14 protein-coding genes are annotated in these 12702 nt (G+C 41.5%); 5 read left to right on the top strand and 9 right to left on the bottom strand.

Annotation, left to right across the window (positions count from 1 at the left end; genetic code table 11):
- Positions 1–211 precede the first annotated feature (211 nt).
- Genes dhaM through AC4HAF_RS03920 form a run of 5 tightly spaced genes read right to left on the bottom strand, consistent with a single transcriptional unit; the run spans position 212 to position 3845 of the window.
- Complete coding sequence (gene dhaM, locus AC4HAF_RS03900) at positions 212–586, bottom strand: dihydroxyacetone kinase phosphoryl donor subunit DhaM (RefSeq protein WP_491096749.1); 375 nt, start codon at positions 584–586, stop codon at positions 212–214.
- On the bottom strand, positions 586–1164 hold the full coding sequence (dhaL, locus tag AC4HAF_RS03905) for a dihydroxyacetone kinase subunit DhaL (RefSeq protein WP_491096750.1): 579 nt from the start codon (positions 1162–1164) through the stop codon (positions 586–588). The genes dhaM and dhaL overlap by 1 nt, the downstream gene beginning before the upstream one ends.
- Positions 1165–1181: 17 nt before the next feature.
- Positions 1182–2171, bottom strand: a complete 990-nt coding sequence (gene dhaK, locus AC4HAF_RS03910) for a dihydroxyacetone kinase subunit DhaK (protein WP_491096751.1) — start codon at positions 2169–2171, stop codon at positions 1182–1184.
- A 52-nt stretch (positions 2172–2223) separates the two neighbouring features.
- Positions 2224–3066: a glycosyltransferase family 8 protein gene (locus AC4HAF_RS03915; RefSeq protein ID WP_491096752.1), complete on the bottom strand. Its 843-nt coding sequence runs from the start codon at positions 3064–3066 to the stop codon at positions 2224–2226.
- A gap of 20 nt (positions 3067–3086) precedes the next feature.
- Positions 3087–3845 (bottom strand): SDR family oxidoreductase, encoded by a 759-nt coding sequence (locus AC4HAF_RS03920; RefSeq protein WP_491096753.1) that lies wholly within the window; start codon positions 3843–3845, stop codon positions 3087–3089.
- 159 nt (positions 3846–4004) lie between these two features.
- On the opposite strand from AC4HAF_RS03920, the gene AC4HAF_RS03925 reads away from it, so the two are divergent.
- Both AC4HAF_RS03925 and AC4HAF_RS03930 read left to right on the top strand, forming a co-directional pair.
- The gene (locus AC4HAF_RS03925; RefSeq protein WP_491096754.1) at positions 4005–4751 is read left to right on the top strand and encodes an ABC transporter ATP-binding protein; all 747 of its coding nucleotides are present in this window, start codon (positions 4005–4007) and stop codon (positions 4749–4751) included.
- Positions 4748–6358, top strand: a complete 1611-nt coding sequence (locus AC4HAF_RS03930; RefSeq protein WP_491096755.1) for an ABC transporter permease — start codon at positions 4748–4750, stop codon at positions 6356–6358. The genes AC4HAF_RS03925 and AC4HAF_RS03930 overlap by 4 nt, the downstream gene beginning before the upstream one ends.
- 113 nt (positions 6359–6471) lie before the next feature.
- On the opposite strand, the gene pta is transcribed toward AC4HAF_RS03930, so the two are convergent.
- The 4 genes from pta to yjbM are packed head-to-tail and all read right to left on the bottom strand — an operon-like array spanning position 6472 to position 9840.
- The gene (pta, locus tag AC4HAF_RS03935; protein WP_491096756.1) at positions 6472–7464 is read right to left on the bottom strand and encodes a phosphate acetyltransferase; all 993 of its coding nucleotides are present in this window, start codon (positions 7462–7464) and stop codon (positions 6472–6474) included.
- A 12-nt stretch (positions 7465–7476) separates the two neighbouring features.
- Complete coding sequence (locus AC4HAF_RS03940) at positions 7477–8367, bottom strand: RluA family pseudouridine synthase (protein ID WP_491096757.1); 891 nt, start codon at positions 8365–8367, stop codon at positions 7477–7479.
- A complete protein-coding gene (locus tag AC4HAF_RS03945; RefSeq protein ID WP_491090446.1) occupies positions 8364–9200 on the bottom strand; it encodes an NAD kinase in 837 nt (278 codons plus the stop codon). Before AC4HAF_RS03945 ends, AC4HAF_RS03940 begins: the two co-directional genes overlap by 4 nt.
- Entirely contained in the window at positions 9175–9840 is a 666-nt protein-coding gene (gene yjbM, locus AC4HAF_RS03950) for a GTP diphosphokinase (protein WP_491090444.1), read from the bottom strand. The genes AC4HAF_RS03945 and yjbM overlap by 26 nt, the downstream gene beginning before the upstream one ends.
- 101 nt (positions 9841–9941) lie before the next feature.
- Here yjbM and AC4HAF_RS03955 point away from each other — a divergent pair, with 101 nt between their 5' ends.
- The 3 genes from AC4HAF_RS03955 (at position 9942) to AC4HAF_RS03965 (ending at position 12701) form a co-directional block, all read left to right on the top strand.
- Complete coding sequence (locus AC4HAF_RS03955; RefSeq protein WP_491096758.1) at positions 9942–10511, top strand: CYTH domain-containing protein; 570 nt, start codon at positions 9942–9944, stop codon at positions 10509–10511.
- A 91-nt stretch (positions 10512–10602) separates the two neighbouring features.
- Positions 10603–11583, top strand: a complete 981-nt coding sequence (locus tag AC4HAF_RS03960; RefSeq protein WP_491090441.1) for a ribose-phosphate diphosphokinase — start codon at positions 10603–10605, stop codon at positions 11581–11583.
- A gap of 2 nt (positions 11584–11585) precedes the next feature.
- Complete coding sequence (locus AC4HAF_RS03965) at positions 11586–12701, top strand: cysteine desulfurase family protein (RefSeq protein ID WP_491096759.1); 1116 nt, start codon at positions 11586–11588, stop codon at positions 12699–12701.
- The last annotated feature ends 1 nt before the right edge of the window (position 12702 follow it).

A 12702-nucleotide genomic window follows, 5' to 3' on the forward strand; every position in this document is an offset into this window, starting at 1 on the left:
TTTTCGGAAAGATGTTAATGGCTATGTCACGATAGCAAGTGCTAAATCATAAGTCTAATAGTCATTAAAGTTAAATAAGTCAAAAAAACATTTAGCCCAATAATACTTTCTTAGCTTTATACGAACAATCCCCCGCAGCAAAACTGTTACGGGGGATTGTTGATCTGATGATTAACCTGTCAGAGAGATTATTTGGGTTGTTGGCCGGCTTTTATTTCTCGATAGTTAAATTTTTTAATTGTTCCTCAATTGCTGGCAAATCTGCTCCTGCTTGTACAAGAGCGGCTGCTGCGTAAGTTCCTTCAACGATTGGAACCTTATTTATAATGATATTTTTGGCTGAGAACTCTGCGGCCATTTCTAAGTTCATTTTGGCAGAACCCAAATCAAAGAAAGCTAGAAGAGTTTCTTTAGGGTTGTCTTCAATGACTTTTTGTACCTGGTCAAAACCGGTGCCGATTCCGCCGTCTTCCTTACCGCCAGTATAGGTAAAGGCGACATCTTTAGCAACTTCTTGAATCAAGTCTGCCACACCTTGTGCAATATTTTTTGAATGTGAGACAATGACGATTCCAATTTCCGACATTACAATGCACCTGCTTCTAATAAAGATTCAAATAATAAACCGGAAGAGTATGATCCAGGATCGATGTGTCCAATGGAGCGTTCTCCTAAATAGGAAGCGCGGCCTTTGGTAGCTCGTATATCCTTTGTCTTTTCGACATAGGATTGTATACTTTCTTTGGTCAACCGACCGGCTTTAATATCTTCCAGTACAGGAGCCCAGACATCGACCATCGTCTTTTCATTGACTTCGGCTTTGCCTCTTTGTTTAATCATATCTAAACCGGCTTTTATCAGATCATAAACGAAACCTTGAGCTGTTTGGGCTTTGGTGATTCCCATGAAGGCTGATCCGTATAAAGGTCCCGAAGCACCGCCGACTTTGCTGATCAATTGCATAGAAACAGCCTTGAAAACATCAGCTGCTGAGTCAAACTCTTTAGTATTGAGGCTTTCCATGACAGCTGTCATGCCGCGAGCCATATTGCCGCCGTGATCTCCGTCGCCGATTGGTGTATCAAGCTGAGAGAGATAGTCTTTATTTGCCTGGATTTTATCATTAAATAATGTCATCCACAGTTTTGCTGTTTTTACTTCCATAATCGATTTCTTTCTCCTTACCAAGCAGGTGTTTCAACCGGACTGTTCAGGGCTTCCAGCCAATCATTGTCTTTGAGTTTTATAAGGGTGAGTGAAATCCCTGCCATGTCAATCGAGGTCATGTAATTACCGATTTTTTTATAAACTACTTCAATGCCCTTTTGGCTGAAGGAGTCTTTAACATCATTAGCAAATATATACTGCTCCATGAGAGGGGTCGCTCCCATGCCATTGATTAAAACACCGAATTTATCGTCGGGCTGGACAGCGAAAGACGCTGCTAATTTTTCAACTAATTCCTTGGCTAATGCTTTAGAAGGCTGCATTTTTTCTCGGCGATAGCCAGGCTCACCATGAATGCCGATACCAAATTCAATCTCGTCATCGGCTAAGGTAAAGCCTGGTTTACCGACTTCCGGAACCGTTGCGCCGCTGAGAGCAAGACCGACTGTATGGATATTTTTCACCAATTCATCTGCCAACGCCTTGATTTCTTCAAGTGATTTTCCGTTTCTGGCAGCATCTCCCAGGATTTTATGAACCAGAATGGTACCGGCAACACCGCGGCGGCCTTGGGTATATAAGCTGTCTTCCACCGCAATATCATCGTCCACAACAACGCTCATAACTTTGATGCCTTCCATTTCTGCCATATCCTGGGCCATTTCAAAATTCATAATGTCTCCGGAATAATTTTTTATAATGAGAAAAACTCCAGCACCCTCATCAGCTTCTTTGATAGCTTCAAAAATTTGGTCTGGAGTCGGTGAAGTAAACACCGCACCGCAAACAGCAGCTGAAAGCATGCCTTGACCGACAAAACCGGCATGTGAAGGTTCATGACCGCTTCCGCCGCCTGAAACGAGACCGACTTGTCCTGATTTTTCTGCCTTGCGGATAATGACATCAAAGCCGTCCAATCTACTGACTAAATCATTGTGCATATAAGCAAAACCATCGATCATTTCGGTCACAACTTGTCTGGGATCATTGATAATTTTTTTCATCTGCTCTACCTCCGATTTTTTCTATGATGAATGAATAGGGTGTTTTGAAAAATCAGTTTTCTTTTTCTAACATGGCGACTTTATGCTGATAATGTTTATACAAGGCTGCATAGCGGCTTTTATAGTCTTTGTTCCAAGGTTTGTCTTTACCGCAGAAATGCAGGAAAACGGTGTTTTTGATAACCCAGTCAAGATCCCATTCTCCCAGACTGCGGGTGAAATAAATGATATTGTATCTGGCGTCGTAATTGTAGATTTCATCCGGAATTTGGCTTGTTTGTGAGCCGTACAGGGCATTGAGAACATCTTGATCAGGCAAAAGCAAGGTTCTTCCTTTTTTAGCGATATAATCCATAATGACCTGACGGTCTATTTGCTGACGGCACTTCTCTAAGTTCATCAGTAAAACGCCGGTATTGAAATAACTTTCTGCCTCAAAATTATTTAAGCGCAGCTTATTTACAATATCTGTTATACCTTTATCTGATACATGGCTGGCGGCAGCGTATAAATTGCTCCCCATTTCCATCCGGTAAAGAGAAACAATGTCATTAAGGCAAAGGATATCAGCGTCTAAATAAAGAATTCTTGACAGGTGCTGAGGAAGATATTCCTGGGCCAAGAGCCGGTAATAAATCGTTTCGGGATAGCGATCGCTGACTGGAGCGTCTTTAAAGTCATCTTTGCTGATCACAATCGGTTGATAAGCAATTCCCAGCCGACGGCAAAAGGCTGCAATCTCGTCATGTCTGTCCAAAAGTCCCTTTTGCAGAATATAAACCGTCAGCTGCTTGCAAGAGCTGTTGATATATAAAGAATAAAGGGTCACCTTAAATTGATCTACAAATCGGTCATTAATCGCGAATAAAAGATTGATATTTTCTGATTCCTCCATAAGGATTAAGACGCTTCTTTCTAATTCAAATCTCTGTCAACCGGCTGAGGGCCAAAACTTTGTGATGTTGGCATCATTTCAATGCGGTTAATATTGATGTGTTTAGGCTGCTGATAAACCCAGAGAACAGTATTTGCTATGTCCTCCGGCTGAATACTGTGAGCACCTTGATAGAGCTGATCGGCACGCTCATCATCCCCTTTAAAGCGCACATTTGAAAATTCTGTTCCGCCGCAAAGACCGGGTTCGATATTGGTGACACGCACCTTGGTTCCGGCCAGGTCTGCCCGGAGATTAAGGCTGAATTGTTTGACAAAGGCTTTGCTGGCCCCGTAAACATTTCCGCCGGGATATGGATAGGTTCCGGCAATCGATCCGATGTTGATGATATAGCCTGATTTTCGCTCTACCATAGCCGGCAATACTTGGCGTGTCAAATAAGTTAAACCGATAATATTGGTAGCAATCATTGTCTCCCAGTCTTTGAAATTAGCTTCGTAAGCTTTATCAAGCCCCAATGCTAAACCGGCATTGTTGATTAAAAGTTCAATTTGCGACCATTCTTGAGGAAGGCTTGCCAAAGCCTTATCGATAGATGCTGTATCTGTCATATCCATTTGTAAGGGATAAAAATTTTCTCCTAGGACTGTTTTAAGGTCGTTTAACTTTTCCAGACGTCTGGCGGCCCCAATAACACGATATCCTTCTTTGACAAAGGTTTCAGCCATTGCCTTGCCAAATCCCGCTGAAGCGCCTGTAATCAATACTACTTCTGCCATTTTCAATCTCCTTTATTTTTTAGTCTTGTCATAGCATATTATACCTTTTTTCTGGGAAAATATCAGTGCTTGGAAATCTTTGCTGCATTTTTTCAAAAATAGGGGTTTCGTTTGTATGACTTTAGTAGTATAATAGTTTGTAATTAAGGAGGGATTTTTATGATTAGATTTGAACATGTTTCCAAACTATATGGGGAGACCCGAGCATTGAGCGATTTGAACCTGACGATTGAAAACGGTGAAATTTTCGGTCTAATCGGTCATAACGGTGCCGGTAAAACAACTACCATCAATATGCTGACATCGATTATCAATGCCAGCTACGGTGATATTTTTGTTGATGATTTAAAATTGACAGATCATCGTGATGACATTAAAAGGCGAATCGCCTATGTACCTGATTCTCCTGACATCTTCCTTAATCTGACAGCACAGGAATACTGGCTGTTTTTGGCGAAAATTTATGGTGTAGACTCTAAAACTGCTGAGGACCGCATTGCTAAGCTGGCCGGTCTCTTCGATATTTTTGACCGGCGCTTTGAAACGATTGAGAGCTTTTCTCACGGGATGCGTCAGAAAGCAGTTGTTATCGGTGCTCTTATTCCTAACCCTGATATCTGGATTTTAGATGAACCGCTGACCGGACTTGATCCTCAGGCTTCATTTGATTTAAAGGAAATGATGAAAGAGCATGCTCATAAGGGAAATACTGTCCTTTTTTCAACCCATGTTCTCTCTGTTGCTGAACAGCTCTGCGACCGTATTGGCATTTTGCGTCAGGGAAAACTCATTTTTGTCGGGACTTTGGATGAATTAAAAGCCAATTACCTGGATCAAGACCTGGAAAGTATCTACCTGCAATTAGCCGGACGCAAAGACAGCTCAAAGGCAGGTGATGAGCTATGAACTACAGAAATATCTGGGAAATGATCAAAATCAATATCCTTTATTCTAATCCTCAAACTTTAACCAATATACAGAAAAAACGGGAAAAGTATCCTGACAAACACTTTTCGGCTTACAAAACAGTTCTGTTTCAGCAGATTTTATTGGTTGTCTTGTTTTTATTAATCTACCTTAGCCTCTTTTTGGTTATCGATTATTCTAAAGCGAGCGGATACTTTTCTTTTCAGGTAGCCCTTTTTAGCATTGTTGCTGTCATTTCAGAATTTTCGATGCTGTTTGCCGTCTTTTATGATAGCGATGATACAAAACTCTATCTTCCGCTGCCGGTTAAGGAAAAAGAGGTTTATTTTGCTAAACTCATTTCCTCTCAGGGTGGGTATCTGCCGTTTCTTATGCCGGTGGTTTCCCTTTTTGCCATCACTTACTGGCAGCTTACCCACTCTGTGATAGTTACTGCTGCTGCAGTTATTATTAATTTTTTGATTTTGCTGCTTGCCATCAATACAATCAGTATTATTTTAATCTATTTTATCGGACAGGTTTTGGTCAAAAGTTCACATAAAAAAACGATTTCGACAGTACTTATGGTCATTTCAACGGTAGCTGCGGTAGGGACTATATTTTACCTGCAGTTTACCAGCAATTCAGTGAACGAAAGCGGCAGCGTTGCTGAAATGGCAGATCTTCCTTATTTTAGAGGATTCTACGATGTTATCCGCTCTCCTTTTTCAACAGCCAGTCTCTTAAACTTTTGGCTGGGTATTGCCATAACTGCTATCCTCTTAGTCTTCATTTGGCGCAGCATTATCTCCAATTATTTCAGACAATTCTTATCCATTCAGACAACTCAGCCGGCGGAAAGAAAAATCTCCAAGAAGACATCCAACGGCAGCCTCAGACAAACACTGATCAAACATCATTTAAATACGCTTAAAAATGCACCCCTGATTGTTGAGAACTATTTGATGCCCTTAGTCTTTGCTGTGGCTTTTATCGGTCCTAACCTTTCTTCGGGAGATTCTTTCATGGCAAACCTTGATTCACGTTTCTTTGGTGTTGCACTGCTCATCGGTAGTATTTTGGGAAACTTCACTGCCAGCCCCAGCAGCTTTTTAGGAGTCGGTATTTCCTTAGAAAAAAATAACTATACCTTTATAAAAACCTTACCCATTTCTTTTAAGCGTTTTTTGCGGCAAAAATTCTACTGCCTTGTCTTCATGCAACTCAGCTTGCCGATTTTGATTTACTTTGTTTTAGGACTTACTGTACTGAAAGTTCCCTTGGCTTTGCTATTGAGCTTTCTTTTCGGAATGGTACTGTCAACCGTTGTTATCGGTGAATTGATGTATTGGCGCGACTACCGTCTTTTAACCCTCAATTGGCAAAACGTAGCACAGCTGTTTTCAAGAGGAGGCGGACAATGGCTCTATATAGGAATCGTTTTTGGCAGTTTGATTTTTGGCGGTTTCTTAGTTGCTTTAGCTGTTATCGTTTCTTTAAAAACATCTGTTTTAGGGGTAGGAATCGGACTGACGCTGCTTTCACTTGCAGTATTGGGAATACTTCATTATTATATTCAGCAGCGCTTTTGGAAAAAAATAGATTAGATCATAGCCACCCATCAAACGGGTGGTTTATTTGTTTGCAGTTAAAAGTTCAAAATGGATTAAAGCTCACATAAAAAAAGTGAAACAACTGCTTTGTCTCACTTTTTATGTCATTAATCATTTTCAATAGTCTGTGCAGCGGTAATGATAGCAAGTTTATAAATATCCTCAGCACTGGAGCCTCGCGAAAGATCATTTACCGGACTGTTAAGCCCTTGCAGAATCGGTCCGATGGCTTCAAACATTCCCAAACGCTGAGCAATCTTATAGCCGATATTGCCAGATTGCAAATCCGGAAAAATGAAAACATTGGCATGTCCTGCAACATCACTGCCCGGCGCTTTGATGGCTGCTGTATCAGGCACAAATGCTGCATCAAACTGAAGTTCGCCGTCCAGCGCAATGTCCGGACGAAGTTCCTTAGCAATACGGGTTGCTTCTTGAACTTTTTCCACCTGAGGTGCCTTAGCACTTCCCTTGGTTGAAAAGCTGAGCATAGCAATTTTAGGGTCGATGTCAAAAATTTTTGCTGTATCCGCTGTATTGACAGCAATCTCAGCTAATTCCTGCTCATTAGGATCAATATTGATGGCACAGTCGGCAAAAATTAAACGCTGTTCAGTGTTTTCGCGGTTCATCAGGAAAACACCTGACGTCCGTGAAATTCCCGGTTTGGTTTTGACAATTTGCAGAGCCGGACGAACAGTATCAGCCGTCGAATGAACAGCCCCTGATACCATGCCGTCAGCTAAGCCTAGCTTGACCAGCATAACACCAAAATAGTTAACGTCTTTAAGAAGTTTGTCAGCATCTTCAAGCGTTGCTTTCCCTTTGCGAATTTCCACAAATTCTTCTTTCATCTTTTCGAAATCGGGATAATCCTCAGGATTGATAACCGTATAATTTTGATCAGCAAAGCCCAGTTTTGTCAGCAGGCCGCGGACATCAGCTTCATTTCCCAAAATAATCGGCTCAACCAAACCTTCAAATTTAAGGCGGGCAGCTGCACGCACAACGCGCTCATCATTTCCTTCCGGGAAGACGATTTTGATATTTTTACCAACAATTTTTTCCCGCAAACCGCCAAATAAAGAACGAATACTCATTATATAAACCCTCTATCTATTTTTTAAATCTATGATAACGCTATCAAAGTCATCTGTCAAGAAACTATTGTACTCCTTGTGTTCTTTTGAAAAAGGATCTTCAAAGGCCAGGTAATGACAGTGAAGCGCTTGTCTTTTGAGGCCATAACTCATATCACCGCCGTACAGATCATCACCTAAAAGAGGAAAACCGATATGGGCAAAATGGACACGTATCTGATGGGTGCGGCCGGTATGCAGGCGGATATCGACTAAGTGGACATCTCCATAACTTGCTATAATTTCATAGCTGGTATGTGCATATTTGCCGGAAGGATGGACACACCGTGTAATAATACTGCTATCATTTCTGGCGATAGGCGCAATAATCTCCCCCTTTTCAGAGAGCTTTCCGTGGCCGGATACCAGGGCATAATAGCGTTTTTCGATGCTTTTTCTCTGAAGCTGTTTGTCCATCCGCGCGTGAGCATAACCGTGTTTGGCAAACAGCATGAGTCCGCTCGTGTCTTTATCCAGCCTAGTGACAATGTGAATCTGTTTATTTGGGTAGTTATTTTCCAGATAGTAGCCCTTAACAAAATTGGCCATGGTATTTGAATGCAGTATGCTGGGAATGCTGGCATAGCCAGCCGGTTTATCTAAAATTAAAAAATGATCATCCTCATGAACAATATTAAGGTCGTGTTTGATTGGTTTCAAACTGTCATGAGATTCTTCATCAGGAATATCAATGACGACTTGATCTCCTTTGCTGAGCAGATAAATGGCATTTTCTTCTTTGCCGTTGACCAGTATAGAACCGCCTTTGAATTTAATTTTAGCCAGCAAAGCTTTGGAGATGTCATGACCTTTTAAAAATGTCTTAACCTTTGTCTGCCGATCGGCAGCAAATTCAAATCTCATGAATCGCAGTCTCCGATGAAAGAATCCTTAACCCGCTCCCAAAAGCTGGTATGGCTTGGCGTTGCAACAAAGCTGATTGTCTTATGATCAATTTCATACTCAATCTTAGCAACATTTCGGTGCGTATAGGTTTTATTATCGACAGACAGGATGTAGGATCCCAAGCGTTTCGGAATAATTTCGATCTTATCCTTCTTAGGAACAATAATAGAACTTCCCAAGGTTCTGAAAACACGGTTGTTGAGACTGGAGATTTCTGTCAGCTGTAATGCTTCGATGGTCGGATGCAAGACAGCTCCGCCTAAAGATTTATTGTAGGCAGTGCTGCCGGTTGGTGTCGAAACTGAGATACCGTCTCCGCGAAAGCGTTCAAACTGAACATGGTTAATGATGACATCTGCGACCATTGTTTTTTCAAATCTTTTAATCGTTGCCTCATTAAGAGCCCTGGAAGTCAGCTGACGACCGTCACTTAACGTAAGTGTAACTTTTAAAATCGGGTAAGAAACCTTCTCGCCCTTATCTGAATGCAGATTATCCAGCAATTTATCAACTTCAAAATCGCGATAATCCGTATAAAAGCCCAAATGTCCTGTATGGATACCGACAAAGCGAACAGTATCCAGATGCTTTTCATACATGTGAAAAGCGGACAAAAGCATACCGTCTCCGCCGATAGTAATAACGATATCGGGATTTTTCTTAGTCAGATAAAAATCATCATCATCTCTTAATGCCGAAAAGAGCTTGCTTGCGACTCTCTTGCTTTGATATTTTCCATTTGCGATTATGGCAACTTTCGTTATCTTATCGGTAAAGTTCATCTGTGTCATCACTATTTCCTACACCATCATTTAGTTTTCTTTTTTCCGCATCAAATAATAGCTGAGCTTCTTTAATATCATCGCGGATCTGCCGCATTTCTTCATCCAGCTGAAAAGCAATTTTGGCAGTCAGCTCTAAACGCTTTTTGATATCATCCGGAAATTCTCCATGGTATTTATAATTCAGAGAATGTTCAATAGTCGCCCAAAAATTCATGGCCAGTGTTCTGATTTGAATCTCAGCGAGGATAATTTTCTGACCGCTGATGGTATCAACCGGATACTCAATAACAACATGATAGGACCGGTAGCCGCTGGGCTTTAAATTATTGATATAATCCCTTTCCTGTACGATTTTCATATCTTTGCGCTGACGCAGAAGCTCCAATACATCATCAACGTCATCGACAAACTGAACCATGATTCGCAGGCCTGCGATATCCTGCATATCCTGAGCAAGATTTTCCCGCCTTATTCCACGCAAAGCCATTTTTTCTTTGATGCTTTCAATCGGTTTGACACGACCGGTCACAAATTCGATTGGCGAATGGCGGTTTTGCTTACGAAACTGTTTGCGGATTCCTCTGAATTTAATCTTTAATTCTCCTACTGCCTGAATATAAGGATCCAGAAATTCCTCCCAGTCCATGTCCATAAACGCTGCCTCCTTCCTTGTCAAAAATTAGACTTTTTTATAGAATTAAACTAATATCTTATTATACCATAATACGCTTAACAAAGGAAAAAAGAATGAATCATCTCGAAATTGAATATAAGACGCTGCTGACCAAAGAAGAATTTGATCGTATCAAAGCCCAAATGCCGCAAATTGAAGCAATCAAACAGACAAACTATTACTTTGATACGGATAACTTTGACTTAAAAGCCAATAAAATGTCACTGCGTATCAGAACCTTTGCTGATAAGGCTGAATTAACTCTCAAAGTACCTCAAGAAGTTGGTAATTTGGAGTATAATCACACGCTGCTGCTGGATGAAGCCGAAAAGATAATCTGCAAGCTACAGCTCCCGGACAGTGAGATTAAACAGTTAATCTGTCAAGCCGGTATTGATTTAAATGATTTGAAAGTTCTTGGAAGTCTGACAACAGTACGCCGTGAAATTGCCACTAAAATCGGACTGATGGCTTTGGATCATAATCGTTATGCTGGGATTGAAGACTATGAACTCGAACTGGAAGTTTCCCAAGCTCAAAAAGGAAAGGCCGATTTTGAAACTTTTCTCAAAACGAACCGTATTCAGTTCAAATACGCCAAAAGCAAGGTGGCTCGCTTCAGCCAGACTCTGCCGAAAAAATAAAGTTCAGGAGCAGAAATTATTAAAATCACCTGAAATTTCTCATAATATTTGGTAAAATAAAGATACTAATGTAAAGGAGCACCAAAATACCATGGCAGAACGTTACGCCGACAAACAAATTAAACTTTTTTCCCTAACGTCAAACACCGACATCGCCGAAAAAATTTCTAAGGCTGCCGGACTACCGTTAGGGAAATTGTCTTCTCGCAAGTTTTCTGACGGTGAGATTATGATTAACATCGAAGAAAGTGTCCGGGGAGATGATATTTATGTCATTCAATCTACCAGCTACCCTGTTAACGACCATCTCTGGGAACTCTTGATTATGGTAGATGCCTGCAAACGTGCCAGTGCTAACAGCGTCAATGTTGTTATCCCTTATTTTGGCTACTCACGTCAGGACCGCATTGCTGCTGCCCGTGAACCGATTACTGCTAAATTAGTAGCCAATATGCTGGTTAAGGCCGGAGTTGACCGTGTTTTGACCTTAGACCTGCACGCTGTTCAGGTACAGGGCTTCTTTGATATTCCGGTTGATAATCTGTTCACTACTCCTTTGTTTGCTGAACATTATACTAAATTGGGTTTATATGGGGAGGACATTGTAGTTGTCAGTCCTAAAAATTCAGGCATCAAGCGCGCCCGCAGTTTAGCTCAGTATTTGGATGCTCCGATTGCTATCATTGATTACGCTCAGGATGATGATTCCTCGCGTGAAGAAGGTTATATTATCGGTGACGTTGCAGGCAAGAAAGCCATTCTCATTGATGATATTCTAAATACCGGAAAAACATTTGCAGAGTCTGCTAAAATCGTTGAACGCGGAGGCGCTACTGAAATCTATGCTGTCGCCAGCCATGGATTGTTCGCCAGCGGAGCCACAGAAATTTTGCAGGCTGCTCCAATTAAAGATATTTTGATTACAGATTCTGTTTACACTGATCAAAAGTTACCTGATAATTTGCATTATCTTTCTGCCAGCGAACTGATTGCAGATGCCATTATCCGTATTCACGAAAGACGGCCTGTCAGTCCTTTGTTTGCTTATGACCGTAAAGGAGATGAATCCTAAATTTGATTTATTTTGATAACGCTGCAACTACTCCTCTGACACCTTCTGTTGTTCAGGCTATGACTGAAGTGATGACCGATACCTTTGGCAATCCTTCCAGCATTCACTCTTACGGCAGGGCTGCCGGCAAACTGCTGCGGGAATGCCGGCAAAGTGTTGCTCAGGTGTTTGAGGTTCCATCAAGAAATATTATTTTTACGTCCGGCGGAACAGAAAGCAACAACACTGCACTCAAAGGTTATGCTCTTGCTCATCAGGATCAAGGAAAACATATTATTTCAACAGCTATTGAACATCATTCTGTTTTAAACAGTCTTCATTATTTGGAAAAGCGTTTCGGTTTTGAAGTGACCTATTTGAATCCTGTTGACGGCTGCATTTCTGCCCGGCAGGTTAGAGATGCTTTGCGTGAGGACACTGTTTTAGTATCGGTTATGTTTGCTAATAATGAAACAGGAGATGTGCTGCCAATCGAAGAGATCGGCAGCCTTCTTAAAGACCATCAAGCTGTCTTTCATGTTGATGCTGTCCAAGCTGCAGGCAAGATTCCTATTCATCCTAAGGATTTAAACATTGATTTTCTGTCAGCCTCTGCCCACAAATTTCACGGTCCTAAAGGAGTTGGCATCCTCTATGCTGATGATCTTCATTTTGACAGTCTCCTTCATGGCGGTGAACAGGAGGAAAAACGTCGGGCCAGCACGGAAAATCTTATCAGTATTGCAGGTCTGACGCAGGCTTTAGTCGATGCCCAAGCTCATCAACAAAAACATCTGGAAGATGTCAGCAAGCTCAAAAAGATATTCTTAGAGGGCTTAGAGGGAGTTGATTATTATCTCAATTCAAACGAAGATGCCTTGCCTTATGTGATTAATATCGGATTTCCCGGATATAACAACGGAATTCTGCTGACTCAGTTAGATTTGGCTGGTTTTGCGATTTCAACAGGTTCTGCCTGCACAGCCGGCACTGTTGATCCCAGTCATGTTTTAGCAGCAAAATACGGATCGGAGTCCCCCCGTCTGCAAGAATCTGTTCGTATCAGTTTTTCAGATTTGAACCAACCAGATGAGGCCAAAGCTCTATCCGCAAAAATAAAGGAGATTGTAGGAAAATAAA

The sequence above is a fragment of the Streptococcus sp. ELY_90 genome (assembly GCF_058314475.1).